The sequence below is a fragment of the Rhizobium leguminosarum genome (assembly GCF_001679785.1).
GTDB lineage: Bacteria > Pseudomonadota > Alphaproteobacteria > Rhizobiales > Rhizobiaceae > Rhizobium > Rhizobium leguminosarum_R.
In genome coordinates, this window is sequence record NZ_CP016286.1 from 4,738,799 (window position 1) to 4,763,530 (window position 24,732).

29 protein-coding genes and 2 tRNA genes are annotated in these 24,732 nt (G+C 59.4%); 19 read left to right on the forward strand and 12 right to left on the reverse strand.

What is annotated here, in order from left to right; genetic code table 11:
- The first annotated feature begins 53 nt into the window (after positions 1-53).
- Positions 54-314: a hypothetical protein gene (locus BA011_RS23030; RefSeq protein WP_065282143.1), complete on the forward strand. Its 261-nt coding sequence runs from the start codon at positions 54-56 to the stop codon at positions 312-314.
- A 238-nt stretch (positions 315-552) separates the two neighbouring features.
- Here the strand turns inward: BA011_RS23030 and BA011_RS23035 are convergent, their stop codons facing one another.
- The 5 genes from BA011_RS23035 to BA011_RS23050 all read right to left on the reverse strand — a co-directional run bounded on the left by BA011_RS23035 (position 553) and on the right by BA011_RS23050 (position 2,832).
- On the reverse strand, positions 553-795 hold the full coding sequence (locus BA011_RS23035) for a DUF982 domain-containing protein (RefSeq protein ID WP_011650393.1): 243 nt from the start codon (positions 793-795) through the stop codon (positions 553-555).
- 356 nt (positions 796-1,151) lie between these two features.
- Entirely contained in the window at positions 1,152-1,448 is a 297-nt protein-coding gene (locus BA011_RS45990) for a sugar transferase (RefSeq protein ID WP_065282144.1), read from the reverse strand.
- A gap of 11 nt (positions 1,449-1,459) precedes the next feature.
- Positions 1,460-2,089 (reverse strand): sugar transferase, encoded by a 630-nt coding sequence (locus BA011_RS45995; protein ID WP_065282145.1) that lies wholly within the window; start codon positions 2,087-2,089, stop codon positions 1,460-1,462.
- Entirely contained in the window at positions 2,077-2,388 is a 312-nt protein-coding gene (locus BA011_RS42015) for a PadR family transcriptional regulator (protein WP_206118331.1), read from the reverse strand. The genes BA011_RS45995 and BA011_RS42015 overlap by 13 nt, the downstream gene beginning before the upstream one ends.
- A 369-nt stretch (positions 2,389-2,757) precedes the next feature.
- Positions 2,758-2,832: transfer RNA gene (locus tag BA011_RS23050), tRNA-Thr, on the reverse strand.
- Positions 2,833-2,986: 154 nt separating this feature from the next.
- Between BA011_RS23050 and BA011_RS23055 the strand changes: the two genes are divergently transcribed.
- From BA011_RS23055 to BA011_RS46130, 11 genes are all read left to right on the forward strand, one after another.
- Positions 2,987-3,181 (forward strand): hypothetical protein, encoded by a 195-nt coding sequence (locus BA011_RS23055; protein ID WP_012755987.1) that lies wholly within the window; start codon positions 2,987-2,989, stop codon positions 3,179-3,181.
- A 107-nt stretch (positions 3,182-3,288) separates the two neighbouring features.
- Entirely contained in the window at positions 3,289-4,581 is a 1,293-nt protein-coding gene (murA, locus tag BA011_RS23060) for a UDP-N-acetylglucosamine 1-carboxyvinyltransferase (RefSeq protein WP_065282146.1), read from the forward strand.
- A gap of 108 nt (positions 4,582-4,689) precedes the next feature.
- Complete coding sequence (locus tag BA011_RS23065) at positions 4,690-5,121, forward strand: DUF2948 family protein (RefSeq protein ID WP_065282147.1); 432 nt, start codon at positions 4,690-4,692, stop codon at positions 5,119-5,121.
- Between the two features lie 116 nt (positions 5,122-5,237).
- On the forward strand, positions 5,238-6,536 hold the full coding sequence (gene hisD / locus BA011_RS23070; RefSeq protein ID WP_065282148.1) for a histidinol dehydrogenase: 1,299 nt from the start codon (positions 5,238-5,240) through the stop codon (positions 6,534-6,536).
- Positions 6,537-6,540: 4 nt separating this feature from the next.
- The gene (locus BA011_RS23075) at positions 6,541-7,014 is read left to right on the forward strand and encodes a UPF0262 family protein (protein ID WP_018493697.1); all 474 of its coding nucleotides are present in this window, start codon (positions 6,541-6,543) and stop codon (positions 7,012-7,014) included.
- Complete coding sequence (locus BA011_RS23080) at positions 7,011-7,496, forward strand: low molecular weight phosphatase family protein (RefSeq protein WP_186806479.1); 486 nt, start codon at positions 7,011-7,013, stop codon at positions 7,494-7,496. Before BA011_RS23075 ends, BA011_RS23080 begins: the two co-directional genes overlap by 4 nt.
- A 123-nt stretch (positions 7,497-7,619) precedes the next feature.
- Positions 7,620-7,838 (forward strand): translation initiation factor IF-1, encoded by a 219-nt coding sequence (infA, locus tag BA011_RS23085; protein WP_003545338.1) that lies wholly within the window; start codon positions 7,620-7,622, stop codon positions 7,836-7,838.
- A 57-nt stretch (positions 7,839-7,895) separates the two neighbouring features.
- On the forward strand, positions 7,896-8,516 hold the full coding sequence (locus BA011_RS23090; RefSeq protein WP_020048403.1) for a Maf-like protein: 621 nt from the start codon (positions 7,896-7,898) through the stop codon (positions 8,514-8,516).
- A 129-nt stretch (positions 8,517-8,645) separates the two neighbouring features.
- Complete coding sequence (gene yacG, locus BA011_RS23095) at positions 8,646-8,858, forward strand: DNA gyrase inhibitor YacG (RefSeq protein ID WP_018072488.1); 213 nt, start codon at positions 8,646-8,648, stop codon at positions 8,856-8,858.
- Between the two features lie 283 nt (positions 8,859-9,141).
- Positions 9,142-9,217 (forward strand) — tRNA-Phe (locus BA011_RS23100).
- Positions 9,218-9,343: 126 nt separating this feature from the next.
- On the forward strand, positions 9,344-9,478 hold the full coding sequence (locus BA011_RS46130) for a hypothetical protein (protein ID WP_257785303.1): 135 nt from the start codon (positions 9,344-9,346) through the stop codon (positions 9,476-9,478).
- A gap of 511 nt (positions 9,479-9,989) precedes the next feature.
- Here the strand turns inward: BA011_RS46130 and BA011_RS23110 are convergent.
- Positions 9,990-10,955, reverse strand: coding sequence for a helix-turn-helix domain-containing protein (locus BA011_RS23110; protein WP_065282151.1), 966 nt, complete (start codon positions 10,953-10,955; stop codon positions 9,990-9,992).
- Between the two features lie 94 nt (positions 10,956-11,049).
- Between BA011_RS23110 and BA011_RS23115 the strand changes: the two genes are divergently transcribed.
- From BA011_RS23115 to BA011_RS23135, 5 genes are all read left to right on the forward strand, one after another.
- Positions 11,050-12,219 carry a sugar ABC transporter substrate-binding protein gene (locus BA011_RS23115; protein WP_065282152.1) on the forward strand — a complete coding sequence of 390 codons (1,170 nt, stop codon included), beginning with the start codon at positions 11,050-11,052 and terminating at the stop codon, positions 12,217-12,219.
- A 22-nt stretch (positions 12,220-12,241) separates the two neighbouring features.
- Positions 12,242-13,801: a sugar ABC transporter ATP-binding protein gene (locus BA011_RS23120; protein ID WP_065282153.1), complete on the forward strand. Its 1,560-nt coding sequence runs from the start codon at positions 12,242-12,244 to the stop codon at positions 13,799-13,801.
- A complete protein-coding gene (locus BA011_RS23125) occupies positions 13,798-14,802 on the forward strand; it encodes an ABC transporter permease (protein WP_025393100.1) in 1,005 nt (334 codons plus the stop codon). Before BA011_RS23120 ends, BA011_RS23125 begins: the two co-directional genes overlap by 4 nt.
- Positions 14,803-14,830: 28 nt before the next feature.
- Positions 14,831-16,258 carry an arabinose isomerase gene (locus BA011_RS23130; protein WP_065282154.1) on the forward strand — a complete coding sequence of 476 codons (1,428 nt, stop codon included), beginning with the start codon at positions 14,831-14,833 and terminating at the stop codon, positions 16,256-16,258.
- Positions 16,259-16,545: 287 nt separating this feature from the next.
- Positions 16,546-16,815, forward strand: a complete 270-nt coding sequence (locus BA011_RS23135; protein ID WP_065282155.1) for a hypothetical protein — start codon at positions 16,546-16,548, stop codon at positions 16,813-16,815.
- 9 nt (positions 16,816-16,824) lie between these two features.
- Here the strand turns inward: BA011_RS23135 and BA011_RS23140 are convergent, their stop codons facing one another.
- From BA011_RS23140 to BA011_RS23165, 6 genes are all read right to left on the reverse strand, one after another.
- Positions 16,825-17,550 (reverse strand): SDR family oxidoreductase, encoded by a 726-nt coding sequence (locus BA011_RS23140; protein ID WP_065282156.1) that lies wholly within the window; start codon positions 17,548-17,550, stop codon positions 16,825-16,827.
- Between the two features lie 11 nt (positions 17,551-17,561).
- Positions 17,562-18,623 carry an ABC transporter ATP-binding protein gene (locus tag BA011_RS23145; RefSeq protein ID WP_065282157.1) on the reverse strand — a complete coding sequence of 354 codons (1,062 nt, stop codon included), beginning with the start codon at positions 18,621-18,623 and terminating at the stop codon, positions 17,562-17,564.
- A gap of 162 nt (positions 18,624-18,785) precedes the next feature.
- Positions 18,786-18,992, reverse strand: coding sequence for a DUF2160 family membrane protein (locus tag BA011_RS23150; RefSeq protein ID WP_003545406.1), 207 nt, complete (start codon positions 18,990-18,992; stop codon positions 18,786-18,788).
- Positions 18,993-18,996: 4 nt separating this feature from the next.
- Positions 18,997-19,833, reverse strand: a complete 837-nt coding sequence (locus tag BA011_RS23155) for a carbohydrate ABC transporter permease (RefSeq protein WP_065282158.1) — start codon at positions 19,831-19,833, stop codon at positions 18,997-18,999.
- 4 nt (positions 19,834-19,837) lie between these two features.
- On the reverse strand, positions 19,838-20,713 hold the full coding sequence (locus BA011_RS23160) for a carbohydrate ABC transporter permease (protein ID WP_065282159.1): 876 nt from the start codon (positions 20,711-20,713) through the stop codon (positions 19,838-19,840).
- A 95-nt stretch (positions 20,714-20,808) separates the two neighbouring features.
- Positions 20,809-22,242: an extracellular solute-binding protein gene (locus tag BA011_RS23165; RefSeq protein WP_065282160.1), complete on the reverse strand. Its 1,434-nt coding sequence runs from the start codon at positions 22,240-22,242 to the stop codon at positions 20,809-20,811.
- A 298-nt stretch (positions 22,243-22,540) separates the two neighbouring features.
- On the opposite strand from BA011_RS23165, the gene BA011_RS23170 reads away from it, so the two are divergent.
- Complete coding sequence (locus BA011_RS23170) at positions 22,541-23,425, forward strand: sugar phosphate isomerase/epimerase family protein (RefSeq protein ID WP_065282161.1); 885 nt, start codon at positions 22,541-22,543, stop codon at positions 23,423-23,425.
- A gap of 62 nt (positions 23,426-23,487) precedes the next feature.
- Positions 23,488-24,714: an ROK family transcriptional regulator gene (locus tag BA011_RS23175; protein ID WP_065282162.1), complete on the forward strand. Its 1,227-nt coding sequence runs from the start codon at positions 23,488-23,490 to the stop codon at positions 24,712-24,714.
- Positions 24,715-24,732 lie beyond the last annotated feature (18 nt).

The window sequence follows — 24,732 nt, forward strand, 5'->3', positions numbered from 1 at the left end:
CCAAAATGCTCCCCTGCGTGTTGAAATGCCGGACCTAAACGCTGGAGACTCTCATGCAGTTGCTTCCTCGCCTCTGGGCAACGACCTTGATAGTGGGTTGCGGTGTCCTTGCTGGCTCCGCCCATGCATCGCTCGAAACCGGCACGAATTATTCCGCTTTGCCGAAGGATCAGATCGCCCTCAACGAATATACCGGGGCCGTCGCCTGCACGCCGGTAGAGCCCCACTATCTCCCCTCCTTCATCCGCGCATCGGATGGCACGATCATCGGCGTCGGTTATATCGAAGTGGAAAATGAGGGCGCGGGCTGCTGAGGCATCCGCTTTGCTCGGACGAGGCTCGCCTGCGTTTCCGCAGAGGCGACGAGCCTCTAACCATCATCATGATGGCTGGTCGTCTTCTATTGATGCACCTGTACCAGGCGCAACGCCCTTTACACCAAAACCCGGCAGACACTTATTGCAGGGTTAAATCAAAATTAAAGCATTGTCCCGTTCCGGCACGCTTGCGCGCCCAGAAGGCGAAAATCGCCCGAAATTCCTTTCCGAAGTGCTAATGCAGCTTCAGCTTCGCCTCTTCGGCGGCCGCCAGGAACTCGGCTCTTGCTTCTTCCACGCTCTTGCGCCCATCGAGCGCTGCCCGGCAGGCGCTGCGGGCCTTGATATAACGAAGCCCGCGCATACTCGGCCACAGATCCGCCAGGCACTTCAGCGCATCGAACGGACCATTGACCGTTCGCGCATCGGCACCTTCGAAACCGACCTTGACCGGGCTGTTCCATCTTTCAGTTGCCATTGACGCTCCTCCACGATTGTCGACAGAAACGAAGCGCAGCATCTCCCAGTTCCTCCGGGGAGACTTTGCGATAGTTAATACTCTAGCGTGATTTTTGCGGTCAGCAATGGTGGAATGCATTGCGGCTGGTGAGGCGAATTGTCTGCTTGTGAGATTCACGGAGCGATCGGGCGGGCGAGGACTAAAATTTCGTGGGTATTTGCAACCATGACGCCCAAATACAAGGGAGTTTTTGGAAGGTGTATGCCGCCGCAGTCAGAGAAGGCGAAACTGTATTCCGTCGTCTAGACCCCACGCATAATCATCTGATGGGTGCAGTCCTAACTACTGCATCCAACCGAGAACCCGACTCCAATTCACGGAATCGCGAGGTAGAGCAAGAAGGAAATGCCACCGGAAATCATCATTGCTAGAAGGACAATTAGCGGTGCTGAAAGCGGGCTCAACTGGGAAAACACAGTCTGCCACAATATCTTCAGGTCTAATGCCAGCGAGTAACTTTTTATGTATTCTAGATCTGCCTCGATACGATTGCTGTAGGCTGCAGGGTACTCACTGGGGCCACGCAGGCCGCGAATTTGCGCCAAGCCAGAAATGCCCGGTCGCATCTGCAAACGCGAATGGTAGTCCGTAACGAGTTCATCGATCATCATTCCGGCGGCCATCAAATTGGGGGGTACGCACGGGGGCCGACAAGGGACATGTCGCCCCGAAGCACATTGAAAAGCTGCGGCAACTCATCAATGCTCGTGATGCGAAGAAAACTGCCAGTCCTAGTGATCCTTGGATCACTCCTAAAGGCCAGACCTGCCAGTGCATCATAGCTCTTGTCGCTGTACATCGTGCGGAACTTAAAGACGGGAAACGTTTTTCCGCCCTTACCAAGCCGAGTGTGCTTGACGACGATTGGGCCGCGACTTTCGATGCGAATGAAGATAGCAACGGAAATCAGCAAAGGCATCAACAACGCCAGTGATCCCACTGCAATAAAAATGTCCAAAGCTCGCTTCAGTCCAAGCGCTAAGAGTGGTCGATCCGACATCCGAAACGCAGCCGGTATCAAGCTGAGAGCCACAATCAATTTGCTAAGATCGCCAGGGGTATCCTCAATGTGAGCCGAGAATTCTTCCTCGTAGCGGCCACGTTCTGACTGGGGCAGGAATCGAACCGAGAATCTAATAACCTTTCTCACAAGGTGAGGGCGCCACTCCTTGTACTCGTCAGAGAGCAAACGGGAGACAGCAGGAACGATCAGGGCGACAAGGAACGCTCCAATAACCGTCAGAACGCCCATGCAGCATCCTCCAGATCATTGCTCATGGTCGTTGCTATAGCATTCATCTTGCGCGCGCCCATGCCAGTAACATTGTAAAAACGCCGTCTAGGTCGGCCAAGTTCGCTTGGATCTCCCTTCTCCCATTCGCTCGATAACCAGCCCGCATCCTCCAAACGCTTCAGAATTGGATAGAGGCTACCAGAGGCGAGGCCTGTTTCCTTCGCAATCACCGCACCGGAAGCCCCGGATACGCGGTGGGCCATCACGGCTTGGAGAACCGATATTGTTTGCGTTGTCAGACGAACATCTTTTGCCATAGTAGAGAAGTCTACATAGGGTCCCAGATTTGTCAATGCGGTTGTTTGGTGTATCCGCGATCCGGTCAGCGGCGTCATCGAGGAGGGCGGCGGTGTCCGGCGAGGTCGGCTAGGATTCTAGTGAGCAGGCGCAACATGAGTGATCGCGATCCTCTTCAGCCGGCCCGTGCTGCTTTCGAATAGAAACGTGCTAACCGTCAAAGCGCCTTGAGCGCCTAACGCGTTTGCTCTTAGGCTCGATGTAATCAATTCGACAGAATGAACATCGCGATAGCCCTCCGCCAAATCAAAGGGGATGGGCGTTCTGGATTGAGGAGCGATGACGGCCGGGAGGTGCTCGATGTCGCTCTGATTGTCCTAAGAGAAAACTGGTGCTGCCGAGTGGGATTGAACCACCGACCTCACCCTTACCAAGGGTGTGCTCTACCACTGAGCTACGGCAGCAGGACCAGGACCCGTGCGAGCCATGTGGCTCAATCGCGAGAACGGGGGGCTATTGCCACAGCTTGACGGCAAGCGCAAGCCGCAAATTCCAACTTCGCGTGGATTGGGATGCAAGGGCCTTTTGGATTGGCGCGAATTCGGCTAATCCTGTTGCATGAATGAAAAGACCGAAACCGGCCAGCAGAGCCGCAAACAGGCGATCGAGGCACAGGCGAAACTGCGCCGCGAGCGCGCCGCCGACAAGCTCAGGGAAAATCTGGGGCGACGCAAACAGCAGGTGCGCGCCCGCCGTTCCGGCCAAGCCGACGAAACAAATGGGCTGCCCGCCGCAAAAATGGACGAATCGTAATGTTCCGTCCGTCGCGAATTGAAGCGTCTCGATAAATCCCCTAAACACCTCACTCCTTATTCCAAGGCAGAAATTTCAGGAAAGGCGGGCGCTGCCCGTAAGCGCACATGGATCGTATCAGAATCGTCGGCGGTAATGAGCTGAATGGCATCATTCCGATTTCCGGCGCCAAGAATGCCGCACTGCCGCTGATGATCGCCTCGCTTCTGACCAGCGATACGCTGACGCTCGAAAACGTGCCGCATCTGGCCGACGTCGAGCTGCTGATGCGCATTCTCGGCAATCACGGCGTCGATGTCGCCGTCAACGGCCGCCGCGAGCGCCAGGAAGATTCCTATTCGCGCACGATCCACTTCACCTGCCGCACCATCGTCGATACGACCGCATCTTATGAACTGGTCTCGAAGATGCGCGCCTCCTTCTGGGTCATCGGTCCGCTGCTGGCGCGCGAAGGCCATTGCCGTGTTTCGCTGCCGGGCGGCTGTGCCATCGGCACGCGCCCGGTCGATCTCTTCATCGAAGGCCTGACGGCGCTCGGCGCCACCATGGAGATCGATGCCGGTTATATCAACGCCAAGGCGCCTGCCGGCGGCCTGATCGGCGCCCGCTACACCTTCCCGAAGGTCTCCGTCGGCGCCACCCATGTGGTGATGATGGCGGCAACGCTTGCCCGCGGCACGACTGTCATCGGCAATGCCGCCCGCGAGCCCGAGGTCGTCGACCTCGCCAACTGCCTGAACGCCATGGGCGCCAAAATTACGGGCGCCGGCACGGCGACGATCACGGTCGAAGGCGTCACCTCGCTCTCCGGCGCCCGCCACCGCGTCCTGCCGGATCGCATCGAGACCGGCACTTACGCCATGGCCGTCGCCATGGCCGGCGGCGACGTCGTGCTCGAAAATACCGATGTGGCGCTGCTCGAAACCGCGGTGGAAACGCTGCGCCGCGCCGGCGCGGAAATCTCATCGACCAACAACGGCATGCGCATCAAGCGCAACGGCGCCGGCATCAGACCGGTCGATATTGTCACCGATCCTTTCCCGGGCTTCCCGACCGATCTGCAGGCGCAGTTCATGGCGCTGATGACCCGTTCTTCCGGCGTCTCGCATGTCACCGAGACCATCTTCGAAAACCGTTTCATGCATGTGCAGGAGCTTGCCCGCCTCGGCGCCAGGATCTCGCTGTCCGGCCAGACGGCGAAGATCGAGGGTGTCCAACGCCTGCGCGGCGCCCCCGTCATGGCGACGGATCTGCGCGCCTCCGTCTCGCTCGTCATCGCCGGCCTTGCCGCCGAGGGCGAAACCACGGTCTCCCGCGTCTATCACCTCGACCGTGGTTTCGAACGGCTCGAGGAGAAGCTGACCCGCTGCGGCGCCATCGTCGAGCGCATCAGCGAGTAAGCACCGTTCATCCCGGTTGCGTATTCGGTCGCCGCGCCTTATTTCCCTTGTCTGACGCATCGCCATTCCGGCGGTGCCCGGCCTAGGCCGGTAATGGGATGAGGCTGAATGACCGACCTGAAACTTGTTGCGCTCGATAACGAGGATCTTGCGATCATGTCCGCGCATATGCAGGACAGCGTCTTCAAGGTCGGCGACATCGACTGGTCGCCGCGCGACGCGCAGTTCGCGCTTGCCGCCAATCGTTTCGTCTGGGAAGGTGCCGAGCGCAAGCGCAAGGGTTTCGAGCGGCGCCGTGCTGCCCTGGTTTTCAAGCGCGTGCTTGCCGTCCGTTCGCTCGGCATCGATCGTGGAAAACGCGATGAGGTGCTGTCGCTGCTGGCGCTGCGCTTCGAGCAGAAGGGCGAGGGGCCGGAGGGCACGGTCGAGCTGTCGCTGTCCGGCACCGCCTCGATTGCGCTCGATGTCGAATGCATCGAGGTCCAACTGGCCGATATCGGCGGCGCCTGGGAGGCTTCCTCCATGCCTCGCCACCGCTAATGCATGTCGCCCGGAAGTGTGCAGCGGTTCCGGGATAATGACATGCATAAAACAATGAGTGTTTGACGCCCTAAAGTTTGAACATCGCAGTTTCAAGTTGAGAAGGAATATCGGCCTTGGCAATCTGGCTGGATCAGGCATCGGAAGGTTTCGAGCAGCATTTTGCCGCCTTTCTGACGACGAAGCGTGAAGTCTCCGATGATGTGAACGTCGTCGTTCGCGCCATCATCGATGATATCAGAGCCCGCGGTGATGTGGCGCTGGCCGAATATTCGCTGAAATTCGACGGCATCGATTACGCCACCGTCCCGATGCGCGTCACAGCTGAAGAGATCGACGCCGCCGTCGAGGCGGTGCCTTCGGAAGTGCTGGGGGCGCTGAAGCTCGCCGCACTGCGCATCGAATCCCATCATCGCCGGCAACTGCCGAAGGACGATATCTACGAGGACGACCTCGGCGTCGGTCTCGGCTCGCGCTGGACGGCGATCGAAGCGGTCGGGCTCTATGTTCCGGGCGGCACCGCGAGTTATCCGAGCTCGGTGCTGATGAATGCCGTGCCGGCCAAGGTCGCCGGCGTCGATCGCATCGTCATCGCCGTTCCCGCCACCGGCGGCGCCGTCAATCCGGCGGTGCTTGCCGCCGCCAAGCTCGTCGGTGTCACGGAGATTTATCGTGTCGGCGGCGCCCAGGCGATCGCGGCTCTTGCCTATGGCACCGAGACGATCGCCCCTGTCGCCAAGATCATCGGCCCCGGCAATGCCTATGTCGCCGCCGCCAAGCGCCATGTCTTCGGCACCGTCGGCATCGACATGATCGCCGGCCCCTCCGAAGTGCTTGTCATTGCAGACAAGGACAACAATCCGGATTGGATCGCAGCCGACCTCTTGGCCCAGGCCGAGCACGATGTCAGTTCCCAGGCGATCCTGATCACCGACGATGCCGCATTCGGCAAGGCGGTGGAGCAGGCGGTCGAACGCCAGCTGAAGACGCTGAACCGCGCCGAGACGGCGGCGGCAAGCTGGCGCGATTTCGGCGCGGTCATCCTGGTTGCCGATCTGAAACAGGCCATTCCGCTGGCAAACCGCATCGCCGCCGAACATCTGGAACTCGCCGTCGCCGATCCGGATCGTCTGCTCGACGGCATCCGCAATGCCGGCGCGATCTTCATCGGCGCCCATACGCCCGAGGTGATCGGCGATTATGTCGGCGGTTCGAACCATGTGCTGCCGACGGCGCGTTCGGCGCGCTTCTCCTCCGGCCTTTCGGTGCTCGATTTCGTCAAGCGCACCTCGATCCTGCGCCTCGGTCCGCAGCAGCTCCGCACCCTCGGCCCGGCGGCGATCGCCCTTGCTGTCTCCGAAGGCCTCGATGCCCATGCGCGGTCGGTCGCGATCCGCCTCAACCTCGAAAGGTGAGGGCATGGCGAAGGGCGAATTCCGGCTTTGCGACGTCGTCCTTGACGATACGATCGGCCGTTCGACGCCCGATGTCGAGCATGAACGCGCCGTCGCCATCTTCGATCTGATCGAGGAGAACAGGTTCGAGCCACTCGGCCATGTCGGCGGACCTTACCGGCTGAATATCTCGTTGGTCGATTCGAAACTGGTTTTTGCCATCACCACCGAAGAGGGCGGCGGCGTCGCCACTCATATCCTGTCGCTCACGCCCTTCCGGCGGATCGTCAAGGATTACTTCATGATCTGCGAGAGCTATTACGAAGCGATCCGTTCGTCGACGCCGAGCCGCATCGAGGCGATCGACATGGGCCGGCGCGGCATCCACAATGAAGGCTCGCAGACGCTGAAGGATAGGCTGGCCGGCAAGATAGAGGTCGATTTCGATACCGCCCGGCGCCTTTTCACGCTGGTCTGCGTGCTCTACTGGCGCGGATGACGGCAATGGAGCGCGCCGCCGATGTCGAGGAGGGAAAGCGGCCGGGCGCCATCCTCTTCATGTGCGGGATGAATGCCATCCGCTCGCCGATGGCTGAAGCGATCGCCCGTAGCATTTTGCCGGCCAATACTTATATCAGGTCTGCCGGCGTTCGCGCCGGCGAGCGCGATCCCTTCGTAGATGCCGTGCTCGAGGAGATCGGGCTTTCCCTCGGGCGCCGCCAGCCGCAGACGCTGGAAGAACTCGAGGACGATTACTTCGATCTGATTATCACGCTGTCGCCCCAGGCACATCATGCAGCACTCGAGCTGACACGGTCGAATGCGATCGATGTCGTCTATTGGCCGACCATGGATCCGACGGTTGCAATCGGAACGCGCGAGCAGATTCTGGAGAGCTACCGCGAGGTCCGCGATCACCTGGCCGGCCTCATCGAAAGCCGGCTACTCAAACGAAATGGCATTGCCGCGCAATCGGCATGAAAACAAATAAAGGAAAGCCTGATCAACGAGGTTCACAAACCTTCGTTGATTGTGTAGTTTCCGCCCAAATTTTAAAGGCGCGCGCTGCGCTGCCTATTCAACCCACAGGAAGAAAACACTTATATGCCTAAAGAAGAAGTCCTCGAATTCCCGGGAATCGTCACCGAACTTCTGCCGAATGCGACGTTCCGCGTGAAGCTCGAAAACGAACACGAGATCATCGCCCACACCGCGGGCCGCATGCGCAAGAACCGCATCCGCGTTCTCGCCGGCGACAAGGTGCTTGTGGAAATGACGCCCTACGATCTGACCAAGGGCCGTATCACCTACCGTTTCAAGTAAGTTTGCCCGAAGGTCCTGCAAGGGTTTTTGCCCCCGTCTGACGATGGTCGAGGTTCCATGGCGCTGAAATACAAGCTCATTCTGGCCTCGGGTTCGCCCCGGCGCGTCGACCTGCTCAACCAGGCCGGCATTGAGCCCTCGCGCCTGATGCCGATGGATATCGACGAGGCGCCGAAGAAGTCGGAGCATCCGCGTTCGCTCGCCCGCAGGCTTTCGGCGGAGAAGGCCGAAGCCGCCCTTGCCGCCATCAAGAGCGATATCACCTGGAAGGGCAGCTATATCCTGTCTGCCGATACGGTGGTCGCTGTCGGCCGGCGCATTCTCGGCAAGGCTGAGTTCGCCGACGAGGCGTTGAACTCGCTGCATCTCCTCTCGGGACGCAACCATATGGTCTACACTGGCGTTTGCCTGGTGACCCCGGATCGCAAGGTCCGTCAGAAGATCGTCGAGACCAAGGTACGCTTCAAGCGTCTCTCCGGCTTCGAGATCGAGAACTACCTGGCCTCCGGCCAGTGGCGCGGCAAGGCAGGCGCCTACGGCATCCAGGGCCTCGCCGGCACCTTCGTGCAGAAGATGGTGGGCTCCTACACCAATGTCGTCGGCCTGCCGCTTTATGAAACCATTCTGCTTTTGACCGGCGAAGGCTTCGATGTGCATAGCCGGTGGCCCGAGGGCTGAGCCCGACGGCCGATGCTTAAAGCGCGTCACGATCTTTCAGATCCGCGCGTCGCGCTTTAAGGCTTTATTTTTACGCATGTCGTTGAACCGCTACACACTTTTACGCGACATGCTTTAGGACCGACCGATATGCCTGAAGACAAGAAACCGGCCGCCAAGGTCGAACCGCTGCGCAAGACGCGCCCTTGCCCCGAATGCGGCAAACCTTCCCACCGCGAACATTACCCCTTCTGCTCCAACCGCTGCCGCGAGGCCGATCTCTCCCGCTGGCTGACCGGCGCCTATGCCATTCCGGTTGCCGACGACGAGACGAAGGCCGATTATCCCGATGAGGAAAACTAATGCATGTCGCCCAAAAGTGCGCAGCGGTTTTGGGAGAACGACATGCATAGAAATAAAGACCTAAAGCGCGAGGAGCGAATCTGAAAGATCGTGACGCGCTTTAGAGAATTTCGCCCGCGAAGCTCTTATTTTTCCTCATGAATCCGCAAAGCTGGCAAGACCGTCAAAAAAGAGTCATTTGACGCTTGCCATGGGCGAACAAGATGCTATAACCCCGCTCGCTTCCGGGGTGAACCAAGGCCCCGCGGTTCCTTTTCTGAAAGGCACTATCGGAAGCAGGTTAGCCCAGGTAGCTCAGTTGGTAGAGCAGCGGATTGAAAATCCGCGTGTCACTGGTTCGATTCCGGTCCTGGGCACCACTTTGATTTCCTTACATCATTAGAGAATTTTTGGCCTTGGAAAAGGCGCCTGCTTGGCGGCCGTGGTAGCACATTGGTAGCCGCGCCAAACGTGGTGGAGAGGGCCAAAACAGCGTGGCCGGCGCGATGGCGGGCCGTGTATCGATGGGCGCTCGTTTCAACGGGTCTCATATCGTGATGGCCTGGAACAGGGAAGACCCGACCACCTCGCGTGACGACATCATCGATATCGCAGGCTCGCTGGTGCCGCCGGCCAGGTGAGCGCATGGAACGTCAGCCGTTTCGCCGGGTCGGCCTCTTCACCTTGACCTTGATCTACGTGTTACATTGTGGACGAGTTCGCTGATGGTCGCGAACTCACCGAACAAAGCAGTAAGCTTGGCTTGCTCCTTGCTATCCAATCGGTGCTGCGAGCAGAAGTCCGCGATGCACCAGACCTTCGCCGCTGCGATAGGCTCGGCAGTAATCGAATCAATGTGTTGCATTGTAGTCCTCCCGCAAAGGAAGCTAACGAAGTTCAAATTAGCTTTCAATGAAATAAGAGGTCTTCCGAAAATCGTGGTTCCCATTGGCGGCGCGCCGCCTCTTCAGCGACTGGCGGACATGCGGCTTCTCCACTGATTGCAGCGTCGAGCCGCCGCTCTCGTTTCTACGCCGCGAAACGGCGTGCAGCCTTGTCGGACCATATCAAGCACGCTGCCGCTGGTTCCCGACATCGAAGACAGACTGAGGGACGTCTGGGGTCGCACGGTGCCACGGATCGGCAGACCTCTCAATTCTCAGAGGTCCTACGATATTCCGTCGGTGCGCAGCCAACCGCATTTTTGAATTGGCTGGAAAAATGGAAGGCGGAATGAAAGCCGAGCAGGCCGGCGATTTCTTTTACCGATTTGTCGGTGTTTACCAGGAAGTCGCGTGCTCGCTGAACGCGGACGTTCATTTGATACTGTTTCGCCGACATCCCGGTTTGCTCACGAAACAGCCGGCGAAAATAGGGGTAGCTCACCCCCATCTCTGCTGCGAGATCCTCGACCGATTGTGAAGTTCCGCAGCGCTCCATCAGGATCATGCGCGCCCGATCGACGAGGCGCGCGCCGGAGCCGGTTGCCAGATCGTCCGGCCGGCAGAGCAGCGCAAGGAGCTGCAACCCGAGCGTGGATATCACCAGCTGATGAAGCACGGGATCCTGCCGCGCCAGGTCATGGATGGCGGCGAACACATGCTTGATCTCATCGCTTGCCGGGTTGAGCGGGCGTTCGACATGCAGGAGGCCAGCATCCACTGCAAAATCGAAAGCGGTTCCCCGGCACTCTATCCAGTGCTCGGTCCAGCCGGTTCGCCGATCGGGCGCAAACCTGTGCCACACGCCCGGGAACAGGAGAAAAATCGATCCTTCCGTGACGCGCACCTGTCGGCGCAGGTTGCCGAATTCGAGCTTCCCGCTGCCGGCGCTGATCAGCACGACCTGATAGGCCTGAAGGATGCGGCCTCGAGACCAGCTGAAATGATGGTCGTCCGGATGACGGCTCGGAGGGTAATCGGAGTGCGGCGCGATGACCGAATAGCCCGTCGAGACAGCGGTGCAGCCCCATGCTGCAGAAATTCTGTTGTCAGGCATGTAGACGAAGTAGTTTTCCGTCATTTGACGTCGCCTTTTTAGGATCAATTTTTGTATGCAAATGATCACTTTTGTGGATTTTGGCGTCGTGTCAACAGGTGGGGCCGATGGTACCGTCATCAGGTCAGGGCAAAGTCGATCGAATTTGCCGAAACGCTGATTGCATCAGCTATCGCCGCTGCCGGGGAGGGTAGCGGCTGGGAGGAGAATAGATATGAAAACTCACGCCAGACTGCTGGTCGCAGCCGCTTGCCTCGCCGCATCTGCTGCCTATGCCGATGATTTCCACGGGTTCGATCCCGCGAAGTTCGATGGCAATATGCTCTCGGCCGAGGCTCTCAAGGCCATGGCCGCCGACGCGTCGAAAGTGACGCCTCCGAAAAACGGCAGCAAGTACAGCATCGGCTTCGCCAATCTTCAGCGTGATATCGCTTTCGGCGTGCTCGTTGAGAAAGGCATTCAGGCAAACGCCGATGCTGCCGGCGTGGAACTCGTCGTCGCCGACAACCGACTCGATGGGCCGACCGCGCTTGCCAATGCCAAATCTTTTGCCGAACGCAAGGTTGACTACGTCATCGAGTTTCAGACCGACGCAAACTTCGGTCAGACCGTGATGGACGTGTTCAAGCAAGACGGCACCAAGGTCACGGCAATCGATATCCCCATGCCCGGCGCAAGCTTCTTCGGCGTGAATAATCCCAAGTCCGGCTTCATGGGTGGGTCCTACCTTGCAACGGCCGCGGCAAAACAGTTTGGCGCGGACACGGTAAAAAGCGGCTACCTCGTCATCGGCGCACTGCCCCAGTCGGGCGTCATCCCGCGCATGCGCACGGAAGGTCAGCGCGCCGGCTTCCTGGCCCTGACCAAGGATTTCCCGGCCGACCGCATCATCGAGATCGATACGAAGAATACGCTGCAGGAATCCTATACCCAGATGAACAACGTGCTCGGCCGCATTCCGCCAGGAGCGCCGATCCTGATCATCGCCATCAACGACCAGGCGACCATGGGCATGCTGCAGGCCGTCCGAGCAGCCGGACGTGTTGATCAGGCCATCGCCGTCGGCAACGGCGCGGATGAAGCCGAGGCGCTTGCCACGGACCCGAAACTCGTGGCGGCGACGGGTTCGTTTCCAGGCAGCTACGGGAATTATCTCATTCCGATTGCGCTGTCTGCGCTCGCCGGCAAGGCCGTGCCGGAGGCAACCTTCGTCACCCATCAGATGGTAACCAAGGCAAACATCTGCAAATTCTACAAGGAATTCGCGTGCGCAGGCGAGGTCGACGGGTACGCGTTTCCCGAGGCAGAGTTCGCAAGCTATCTCTCTGGTCTGAAAAAAGAGGGTTGGCTGAAGGGCTACGAGGCAATTCTCCCCAAGCAATGATCTGGGGTCGGAGGCGATTTTGATGCAGACGGTATCGAGCACGGGGAGCCGCGTAGCGCGGCTCCAAATTACCAACGTCACCAAGTCCTTCTCCGGCGTGCAGGTCCTGAAAAACGTCACCTGTTCGGCTGATGCTGGCGAGGTCGTGGCGCTGCTCGGGGCTAACGGTGCAGGCAAATCCACGCTGATGAAGATCCTATCCGGCGTCTATTCCTGCGATGCCGGACAGATACTGATCGATGGCGCCGCAGTCGACATCACGTCGGCACGTGCGGCCATAGCATCGGGTATTCGCTTGATGCCGCAGGAACTGTCCGTGCATCCGGACTTGACGGTCGCGGAGAACATCGCGCTTGGCTCGATGCCCCAGCGCAAGATCGCCGGCATAAGTTTCGTCGACCGTGCCGCCATGCAGAGGCAAGCGACGACGCTGCTCGGCCGACTGAAGCTCGGTCATGTCTCTGCGAGCCGGAGAATGGGATCGCTATCGCTTCCGGAGCAGCGGATCGTCGAGATCGCCCGGGCATTGGCCGGCCAGGCTCGTATTCTGATCATGGATGAACCGACCGCTGCACTCGGAGAAGCAGATGCCGAAACCCTGTTCGGGGTGATCGATGCGCTTCGCGCCGACGGCGTCACGATCATCTATATCTCCCACTACCTCGACGAGGTGTTTCGCCTCTCCGACCGGATCGTCGTGTTGCGGGACGGCGAGGTACGCGGCCAGTTCCAGACGAGCGCCACCAGTCACGACGAGGTGCTGCGGGCGATGCTGGGAGGCGATCTCGGCGATCTTTTTCCGGCAAAGCCGCAATCCCTGCCGGACGAGACGATCCTGGCTGTCGAAGGACTGTCGCTGCCAGGCTGGCTCAGCGACGTGTCCTTTTCGGTGCGCCGCGGCGAGGTCCTGGGTGCGTTCGGCCTGATCGGCTCCGGGATTGAGAAGGTCGGCAGAGCCGTTTATGGGGCGGAGCCCAAGGCAAAGGTCCGTTCAATCCGGATGGGGACAGCCGAAACGGCGTTGTCGAACCCGCGGGCAAGCATTCAAAGCGGTATCGGTTTCGTTGCAGCCGAGCGCAAGCGGCAAGGCCTGATCGCCAACCTCACCGTCCGTACCAACACGACCCTTCCTTACCTCACGCGCTTTACGCGCTTCGGGCTCGTCGATGACAATCGGGAGCGGGCAATGTCGCAACACTGGATCCGCACCCTGCGCGTCAAGACGACGGGTCCGGAGCAGGAGATAAGACTCCTGTCCGGCGGCAACCAGCAGAAAGTGTGCCTGGCGCGATGGCTGCTCGGCGACCCCAAGCTGCTCATTCTCGAGGAACCGACCCGCGGGGTCGACCTCGGCGCTCGACGAGAGATTTATGAGGAGATCCGCCGGCTCGCAGCGAACGGATTGGGCATACTCCTCGTCTCATCGGACGCTGAGGAAGTCGCCGGTCTTGCCGACCGAGCGATCGTCTTCGAAGAGGGCCGGGCCGTGGCCGCACTGGGAGCCAATGCATCGGCCGCCGAGCTGATGCAGGCGGCGGAGTCGCACTCCGTGGCTGCTGCGAACGAATTGGAGAAAGCATGAACAAGTCAAACTCGATCGTTGCGGGCGAACCCAAGCCGACCAGCCAACGCCAGTCGATGACGGAGATCCTTGCCAGACCGGTCGCCGGGATCGTGGTTCTGCTGGGCTTCTATGTCATCCTTCTTGCGGCTTTCGCTATGCTGTCGCCGTTCTTTCTGTCGGTGAGCAATCTTGCCAATATCGGCACCAACATGGCCTTCATCGGGCTCATGGCCGCAGCCGGAACGCCGCTGATCATTGGCGGTGGACTCGACCTGTCGGTGGCTGCCGTTGCCGGACTGGCCGGCGTCATCGTCGCATTGATGCATTCCAACGGGATCAATATCTGGGTTGGATGCCTGACAGCCTTGGTCATCGGCGCCGGGGTCGGAATTTTGAATGGCGTCATCGTCACCAAGCTGCGCCTCAATCCCCTGATCGTGACACTCGGGACGATGAGCATCTTCTCCGGCCTGTCGATGGTCATGACGGGTGGCTTGAGCAAGCCGCTTTTCGTGCCGGCCTTCAACTGGCTTGGTTCAGGTCGCATCTTTTCCGTGCCGTTTCCCGTCATCGTCATGCTGATCGTCTTTGCCGTCCTTTGGCTCGTGCTTGCCAAGACGCCGTTCGGACGGTTTGTGTACGCAACCGGCGGCAATCCCGAGGCCAGCAGCCTTCTCGGCGTGCCTGTCGAGCGCACCCAGATGATCCTCTACGTGATCTCAGGCATTTCAGGCGCTGCCGCCGGTATCATTCTTGCAGCAATGCTCGGCGCGGCAGCCCCGAATGCAGCAAGTCAGCATCTGCTGACGATCATCGCCGCGATCATTCTTGGAGGCACGAGCCTCTTTGGCGGGCGGGGAAGCGTCTGGGGTACGCTGATTGCGGTGCTGATCCTCGGAACTCTGAACAACGGCCTGACCCTCATGAACGTGTCCAGTTTCTGGCAGGATGTCACGCGCGGTGTCGTGTTGCTTCTGGCCGTGGGCCTCGACCAGCTTCGTGTCCGCCTGCAGGGCTGACCCCGCTATTATTCCAGGAGAAAATGGAATGTCTGATCGCCCTTTGAAGGCCGGCCTGTTCGGGATCGGTCTGGAGGCCTATTGGCCGCAGTTTGACGGTCTCGAAGCAAGGCTGCGCGGATATGTACATGTCGTCGCGTCCAAGCTGGAACGGCCCGGGGTCGAAGTCGTCAATCTTGGCCTCGTCGATACGCCGGAGAAGGCCGTCGATGCCGGCCATCTGTTTCGCCAGGCCGATGTCGATATCATTTTCCTTTACATCACCACCTACGCTCTATCGTCGACCGTCTTGCCGGTTGTGCGGCGTGCAAAGGTGCCGGTCATTATTTTGAATCTGCAGCCGGCTGGTGCGATCGACTACGCCTCCTTCAACGCACTCGGCAACAGGACTGCCATGACCGGCGAGTGGCTGGCGCACTGCGCTGCATGCCCGGTGCCCGAGATTGCCAATGTGTTCACTCGAGCGGGCATTCGGTTCCACCAAGTAACAGGCGTTCTCACCGATGACCCGTTTGTCGACAACGAGATCGAGGAGTGGATCGAGGCCGCACGGGTAGCCCACGTCATGTCGCATAATCGCCTTGGCGTCATGGGGCGCTATTACAACGGCATGCTCGATATCTATTCCGATCTCACAGCCCAAAGCACGGCATTCGGGACACACATCGAAGTGGTGGAGATTGACGAACTAGCACGCCTCAGACGCGATGTTGGCGAGGCGGAAGTGGCGGCCTGCTTGGACAGAATCCGAACGGAATTCGACGTGCAGCCGGATTGCGATCCGGACGAACTGGCGCGGGCGGCAAGAACTGCTGTCGCGCTGCGCAAACTCGTCGACGCGAAGCGTCTCGGCTCGCTCGCCTATTATTATGAATCGGTGTCCGGGCATGAATACGAGGACGTCATCACGTCGGTAATCGTTGGTTGTTCGATGCTCACCGCCGAAGGCATACCGGTTGCTGGCGAATATGAGATCAAGAACGCGCAGGCCATGAAGATCATGGACAGCTTCGGCGCCGGAGGTTCCTTCACCGAATATTATGCAATGGATTTCGATGCAGACGTGGTCCTGATGGGCCATGACGGCCCAGGCCATACCAAAATTGCAGAGGGTCGAACCAAGATCCGTCCTCTCGAGGTCTATCACGGTAAGGTCGGCTCCGGCGTTAGCGTCGAAATGTCGGTTAAGAATGGCCCGGTCACACTGCTCTCCGTGGTGGAGTGCGCCGGAAAAGTGAAGCTGTTGTGCGCCGAAGGACAATCGGTGCCCGGGCCGATCCTGGAAATCGGAAACACCAACAGCCGCTATCAATTTCCAATCGGGGCGCGCGCGTTCGTCGAGAATTGGAACGCCGAAGGACCGGCGCATCATTGCGCAGTCGGCGTCGGACACATTGGGAGCAGCATCGAAAAATTAGGAAAGCTGCTGGAGGTCGAATTCGTGAGAATTTGCTGATTGTCAAAAATATTTCGCTGCGGGAACTGCTTGACGAATAAAAGGACCCGTCAAAACGATCGCAGTTCCTCTGCCTATCTTGCCGGTTGTGGCCGCTATCGTGTTTGGCGGCCGTAGTGGCTTGCTGGTGGCAGCGCCAAACCTCGCAGCGAGGGCATAAAAACAGTTCGGCCCGCGCGCTGGCGGGCCATGTATCGGCGGGCGTTCGTTTCAACGGGTCTCATATCGTGATGCCCTGATGGGAACCGCGAGTCCAGCCGTCCGTTATCATTTGAGGAACGGAGGAAATGGACATGCGCAAGAAAAAAGCCATCGTCGAGGCGGCGCTCGAGTCCGAGTACGAGCGTCAGGCACTGGGGATCATGAATACGGAGCAAGCGCTAAAGCTTGAGGACTCCGACGGTCTTGTCTTCAGCCATCCGGATAAAGAGGCCGGAGTGACGGATCATTATGTCGATCAAGATGAGCTGCGCCGGTTGGTGCGGCGGTCAACCTCGCCGCTTCCCGTATTGCAATCGCAGAATCGTACTACTCGGCAGGGTCGTACTGCACGTTAGTCCTGAACTTCAGGCAATCATGTAACCGCCGTCCACCGGCATCGATATGCCGTTCACCATGGCAGCTTGGTCTGAGAGCAGGAAAAGAACAACCTCGGCAATGTCTGCCGGCTCCGCGAAGCGTCCGACCGGAATTCGCTTCATCATCCCCGCGGCCTTTTCGGGATCGCTCCATGCCTTCACCGCCATTGGCGTCAACGTCACCGTCGGGTGGACGCCGTTTGCGCGGATGCCGTGAGGCGCAAGCTCTTTTGCCATGACCCGCGTCAAGCCATCCAATCCACCCTTCGATGCACAATAGGCGGCGTGGTCGGGGATGCCGACGAAGGATGCGACCGACGAGACATTGACGATGGCGCCTGGACGGCCTTCCTTGATCAGCGAACGGGCATATTCCTGGGCGACGATCATCGGAGCACGCGTGTTGACCGCGACAAGGCGATCGAAGGCTTCGACGGTTGTTTCCAGGAACGGCTGAAGCTCGGTCGTGCCGGCGCAGTTGATAAGGAAATCTGCGGGAAGGGCAGCGATGACAGCCTGTCTGGTCGCATCGGCTTCCGCGAGATCGACCTGGATTGCCCGGCAGCCGAACTCCCCTCGCAGCGCTTCGACGTCGGCGGCACTGCGGGTCAGGGCGACGACCTGCGCACCCCGTTCGACGAGCATCCTTACAATTTCGCGTCCGATGCCTTTGCCGGCGCCGGTCACGATCACAGTCTTTCCTTTGAACTCCATGGGTCGTTCTCCTACAGTCTCTGGCCTGTTTCCCGATCGAAGATATGCGCACGTCGGGGATCGATGTGGAAGTACATCGTCCGTCCGGGATCGACCTCGATACGCTCGCGGATCAGCGCGTCGATCGGCACGCCTCCCGTGCGGCCGAAGATCAGTGTCTCGGAACCCGTCGGCTCGAACACCGATACCTCGACCGGAACTCCCTCTTCGCCGATCGTGATGTGCTCCGGTCGTATGCCGTAGGTAACGGCTCTTCCTTCATCCGCATTTGTGTCCGCCATCGGAAGGGTGATGCCCTGGTCGGTGACGACGATCTTCCTGCCGTCGCTTGTGGCTATGCGACCCTGAAGGAAGTTCATCGATGGGCTGCCGATGAAGCCGGCGACGAAGAGGTTGACGGGGAAGTCGTAGAGATCGAGCGGCTTGCCGATCTGCTCGACCCGGCCGTCGCGCATGACCACGATCTTGTTTGCCATCGTCATCGCCTCGATCTGATCGTGCGTGACGTAGACGGTGGTGGTCTTCAGCCGCTGGTGAAGCTCCTTGATCTCGACGCGCATGGTGACGCGGAGTTTGGCGTCGAGGTTCGACAACGGCTCGTCGAACAGGAAGACCTGCGGATCGCGAACGATGGCACGGCCCATTGCCACGCGTTGACGCTGTCCGCCCGACAGTTGCTTCGGATAGCGGTCGAGATAACGCGTCAGGTCGAGGATCTCGGCTGCCCTGCCGACCTTCTCGGCGATCTCCGCCTTCGGACGCTTGGCCATCTTCAGCGGAAAGCCCATATTCTCGGCGACAGTCTTGTGGGGATAGAGCGCGTAGCTCTGAAACACCATCGCGATGTCACGCTCCTTCGGGGGAGCGTTGGTGACGACACGGCTGCCGATCCGGATATCTCCGCTGCTGACCGTCTCCAGCCCAGCGATCATCCGGAGCAGGGTGGATTTGCCGCAGCCGGATGGACCGACCAGGACGACGAACTCGCCGTCCTCGATGTCGACGCTGACGCCGTGCATGACCTGAAGAGAGCCATATTTCTTGGTGACGTCGCTAACCTGTACGTTTGCCAATGTCGTTCCCCCTAAAGCAGCACGGCTACTGCATAATTCCTTAAATCGGATCGATTTAAGGGTAAAATTATGCAGAAATTTAAAATGCTACAGCGTCCTTTGCGCGTCTGAGAAGACGCGCGGCGCTGTAGTGACTTGATGGCGTTGACGGAATTCATCATCTCATCCCTTCCAGACGATATAGGCGCCGAGGACTGCCGAGATTGCCGCCGCGAACCATACGGAAAGCCCGAACGGCTCGATGAACCGCATCCAGAACAGGGAGAGCGCGACCCAGATCACGATCGAGATGAAGAGCCGGTCGAACCAGTTCGTTTCGATCGGCAGGAAGCCTGGCTTGGGTTCGTTATTTTCTGATTGAGACGTCATCGTTTCATCCTTTCACGGCGCCGAAGGTCAGGCCGGCGACGATGTGACGCTGCACCACTGAAAAGACGATGAGCGCCGGAACCAAGGTCAGCATGGAGATCGCGGCCATGATGCCCCAGGCCGTCCCCGTCGTCGTCACATATTCCGACAGGCCGGTGGTGAGTGTCCGCGCATGGAAGTTGGTGAGCGTCGCCGCCAGCAGATATTCGTTCCACGCAAACACCCAGGTCAGGATCAGCGTCACCGCAAGTCCGGGCCGAGCCAAAGGAAAGATGATATCATAGAGGACGGTCCATGGGCTCGCGCCGTCCATATAGGCCGCCTCGTCCAATTCCTTCGGAATGCCTTCCACGGTCGGGCGCAGCGTCCAGATGGCGAAGGGTAGGTTGAAGGAGCAATAGACCAGGATCATGCCCAGCTTGGAATCGGCGAGCGAGAAGTCGCCGATCCTGTAGACCTGCGTCAAAAGCAGGAAAAGCGGCAGGAGGAAGACCGCCGGCGGCGCCATGCGGTTGGTAATCGTCCAGAAGAAGATGCTTTCCTTGCCGGCGAGGTCGAAGCGCGTCAGGGCATAGCAGGCAAGGAAGCCGAGCGTCGTGACAAGCAGCGCGTTGCCCGACGAAATGATCAGCGAGTTGAGCATGTATCCGCGCAAGGTCGGGTTGGTCAGCACGTCCTGGTAGTTCTTCCAGAAGAAGCTCCGGAGAATGACATCGGGCGTCGAAAACAGGTCGAACGGCTGTTTCACCGATATGACGAAGAGCCAATAGATCGGGAATAGGGTGACGAAGCTTATCAAGGTCCACAGGAGGACCGGAAGCCAGGGAAAACGGGTCTTCATCGCTTCAACCTCTCTTCACGCGGGGCGCAATCAGGCCGACATAGAGCAGCCAGCAGACGACGATGGTGAGATAGAGGACGATGACGGAGATCGCCGAACCGTAGCCGTAATTCGTCTTGGGAAAGACTTCCCTGAAGATATGGACGCCGATGTAGCGCGTCGAAGAACCCGGACCGCCGCCGGTCAGCATCAGGACTTCGTCGACGGTGCGCAGCGCGTCCATCAGCCTGATGAACACCGTGGCGAGCAGGGCCGGGCGGATCAGGGGGAGCGTGATGTGCCAGAAGATTTGGCTCTTGCCGGCGCCGTCGATCTGCGCCTGCTCGAACGGGTCTGATGGGAGCGAGACGAGTGCGGCGATCAGCGAGAGGGTGACGAGCGGCGTCCAGTGCCAGATGTCCATGATGACAGTGACGGTGAAGGCCGCAACCGCGCTCTGGCCGATATTCAGATCGTAGCCGAACCAGCTCCTCAGGAGATAGGGAATGATGCCGATCGATGGCGTGGTCATCAGCTTCCAGACGGAGCCGACAATGATTGGCGCCATGATCAGCGGCAGAGTGTGGATCGTGCGAAACACCGCTTTTCCGGGAAAGTCCTTGAGCAGCGCCTGGGCGAGGATGTAGCCGAGGACCAGCTCCGACACGACCGCGAAGAAGACGAATGTCAGGGTTATGCCGAGCGATGCCAGGAACTGCGGGTCGAAGACGAGCCGCCGATAGTTCTCAGCCCAGTTGAACACCATGCCCGGATTGGCAGCGAACGGGTTCCATGAATGGAAAGAGACCCAGAGGACGTAGATGAACGGAAATATCCCGAACAGTCCGAGGATCACTATGGTCGGTGACAGCAACAGCCACCCGAGCTTCTGCGAATGCATCGCCTATCCCCCATTGAACACTATGTGGACGTCCGCTCCATCAGGAGCGAAAGATGACGGGTCGTCGGAACGACCCGTCAGTTGGGGAGGATGCTTTATTTGCGATAACCGAGCGAGGTGAGCTCTTCTTCGGCTTTGCCCGCCATCTGGTCGAGGCCTTCATCAGGCCCGATGTTGCCGGTCAGTATGTCGTAGAAGATAGGAGCGGTCGCTTCACGCACCTGCGCATGGAAGGGGTAGGGGGGAGCGCCGGCGAAGAGCTTGCCGTCGTCCTTCAGCATTGTGTAGAAGCCGCCGAGCTTGACGTCCATCTCCTTCACCTTCGGATCGTCGAACGTTGCCTTGTTGGTGATGCGCGGTGCGGCGATCGCCCAATCGGGCTGCACTTCGTTCTGGCCGATGAATTCGAGGAACAGCAGTGACGCTTCCTTGTTCTTGGACGTGACCGGAACGCCGAAGGCGCCGCCATCGTAGTAGCCGATATAGCCCTTTCCGGCTTTGGCGTCGTCCAGCACGCCGGGCTCGAGCGGCGGCAGAGCGAAACCGACCTGGCCGACCACCTTCGACTGCGCCGGATCGCTTGCGATCCACGCGGCGTTCTCACCGTAGATCAGGCCCTGGGCGACGCGGCCCGCGGCGAAGGTCGTTGCGGTTTCCGTCCAGGTTGACTGCGTCGATTCCGGAGGCGCGATGTCGCGCAGGTGCAGCCAGTACTTCAACGCGGCCTTCGCCTTGTCGCCGTTCATTGCGCCGCCATGTTCGACCGTCGCCGCATAATTGTTCTTGGCGTCGATGCCCCAATTGTAGACGCCGAAGGTCGGCGCGATGGACTCGAAGAATTCATACCAGGACGCCGGATGGCCTGTATGTGCCTGAGCGGTCGTGCCCCAGAGCTCCATGCCGTTGTCCTTGCCGTACTTCGTGAAGAAGTCGGCGATCTCGGTGTATTCCGCGTGTGTGGTCGCCGGCTTCAGGTCCTTGCCTGTTTCCTTCTTGAAGGCTTCCTTGATCTTTGGATCGTCGAAGAGGTCCTTGCGATAGAGATACGCCTTCAGGAAGGCTTCCATCGGAACGCCGAAGAGATCGCCGCTCGAGTCCTTGAAGTAGTCGGCAAAGCTGGTGAAGTTGGCGTCGTCGTAGGTCGGCGCCTTCAGATCAGGCTGTTCTTTCAGCGTCTTCGTGATGTCGACGAGGAAATTCCTGGCGAGATAGGAGTAGATGATGTCCTGCTCGATGTAGACCATGTCATAGATGCCGGTCTTGGCTTCCATGTCCTTGATGGCCTTGTCGTACATCTGATCCCAGGACGTCGTCTCGATGTCGACCTTGATGCCGGTCTTCTTTTCGAATTCCGGAGCGAGAACGTTCCTGATGTAGTTCGATGGCGGGGTGCTTTCGGTGACGCCGTGCAGTGTCACGCCCTTGAATTTGGCGCCGGCGTCGGACCAGAAGTCAGCCCAGGCCGGCGAAGCAGTCGTGGCGAGGCCGAGCGTCAGCGCAAGCGCGCTAGCCTTCAAAGCATAATTCATTTTCAATCCTCCCAAAGTGCAGCGAGATCATTTCGCCGGTCCTTTGTGTAGGCCAAAAAAACTGACGACGCAACATTTGTTGTCTAGCCATGCAAATAGATGATCTATCCCATTGATTTTTGCAGAAACTAAATTCCCGCGGAGGGTGCGATGCAAATCGCAAGAAGCGTAATATATTGCATCGCAAAGTAATTTTGCAAAGCAGCAAAAAAACTGCAGCCAAAATTATTTGTTGTCTTGCCGAACTAATTGGCATAGCACTGTGCGCAGCCAAAGGCATTTTTTGGAGGAAAAGGCTATGCGTCGATTGGGTATCCATTCATTTGTATGGACAGGCGGCCAAACGCAGGAAGGGCTGGAGATGGCCCTCAACAAGACGGCCGAACACGGATATCGCACCATCGAATTTGCCTATCTCCGCCCCGAGAAATTCAATCTCGATCGACTGGCAAAGCTTGCGCAGTCGCTTGACGTGGAGATTGGCGTGACGATGGGCCTGCCGGTCGACAGGGACGTGTCGAGCGAGGACATGTCTGCGGTGTCCGCCGGCAAGCAGACGCTGGCCGACGCCGTTCGTGCGGTCCGCGACATCGGCGGCAACAAGCTGGGCGGAATTCTCTATTCCGCGCACACCAAGTACAATCGCCAGCCGACAAAGAGGGGCTGGGACAACAGCGTCGCCGCGATCGCCGCGACCGCCGAAGTCGCGAGACAAGCGAACGTCGACCTCGTCCTGGAAATTGTCAACCGGTTCGAGACGAACCTGCTGAATACGGCGGCGCAGGGGCTGAAGTTCATCGCCGAGACCGGATCGGAGCATGTCCGACTCCACCTCGACACGTTCCATATGAATATCGAGGAAGCCAATCCGGCCGCCGCGATCCGCCTGGCCGGCGACAAGATCGGCTACTTCCACATCGGCGAGAGCAACCGCGGTTACCTCGGCGACGGCGTCATCAACTTCGATCTGATCTTCGACGCTCTGCTCGACATCGACTACAAGCGCGACATCGTGTTCGAGAGCTTCTCGACGACGGTCGTGGACGAAGGCCTGTCGCTCGCCTGCGCGATCTGGCGCGACACCTGGGAGGATAATGATCCGCTTGCCGCGCACGCGAAGCGCTACATCGAGCTGAAATATGACGAGGCCAAGCGCCGCCGCGCCACAAACGCGCGGCCCTGATTATCCCTCTGACAGCCTGTTCCAGTCGTGTAAGGGTTGGGCCGACTGAAGGGAATTGAAATATGAACGACACCGTCTCCATCGGAAGTTCGCCGCGCAGGATCCGGCAGAACAATATCGTCGCCGCCTTGCAGACGATTTATGCCCACCGAAGCCTCAGCCGGGCGGATCTCGCCCGCAAGCTCGGGATGAATCGCTCATCCTCGGGAGAGATCGTCGCCGAACTCACGGAAGGCGGGTTCGTTCAGGAGTCGGACGAGAGCGGCAAGCAGCGCCTGGAACATTCCCGTGCCGGGCGTCCTGGTATCATGCTCGAACTTGTCCCCGATGCCGCATTCTTCGTCGGGATCGAGATTGGCGTTGAGCATATATCGGCTGCAGTTGTCGATCTCTCCGCCGAAGTCCGGGCATGTCGGAAAATCGCGTTCGACACGCCGTCTTCGACGGTGGAGGAGGCCGTGGCGCGGGGCGTCGAGCTGATCATCGGCGCGATGGCGAAGGGGATGATTGGACGGTGCAAAGGTCTCGGCATTTCGGCGCCGGCCCACATCCGGCCGGACGGAATTGTCACCCTCGCACCCATCATCGGCTGGCGGGAGGTGTCGTTGAAGGAGATCGGTCGATCCGCCTTCCTGGCCGCCGTCCCGGCCGCCGTCCCGATCGCGGTTGAAAACGACGCCAACGCGTTTGCAATCGGCGACAGCTATCGTCACGGCGTCTCAGGCGTAACCCTGTTCCTGCTGATGGAAACGGGCGTTGGCGGCGGCATCATGATCGATGGCAAACTGTTCCGGGGCGGCCACGGCCTGGCGGGAGAAATCGGCCACACTCTGGTGCCGGGAAGCGGCGGTCAGAAGTTTGAGCAGCTGATCGGTCGCGAAGTGCTGATCAGGCAGTATCGCGAGGCTATTGGACGTAAGCACGTCGATCTGCAGGAGTTCCTTGGCGACGTTCATGATCGCGTCCCGGCCGCGGTCAATATCGCCGAAACCTGGTCGCGCCATCTCGCTTACGCATTGCTGCAGGCCTGTCGTCTGCTCGACCCCGACAGGATCGTGCTGGGTGGCTCCGTGGCATCCCTCTACCCGATGGTGGCCGCCCGCGTGGCGGTCCACATGTCGGAGGGGCAGAGCATACCTTTTCCCACGCCTGACATCGTTGTGGACGATGATGCGGAGTTCGGTTCCGCCTTCGGGGCAGCGTGCATGTTGCACCAGCGCTTTCTGTCATTGGAGAGCGAGGAGTTCGGCGGCGAGGACGGTGCGCCGATCCAGTCGGCGACGAGTTGAAGACAAGAACGATCGAAA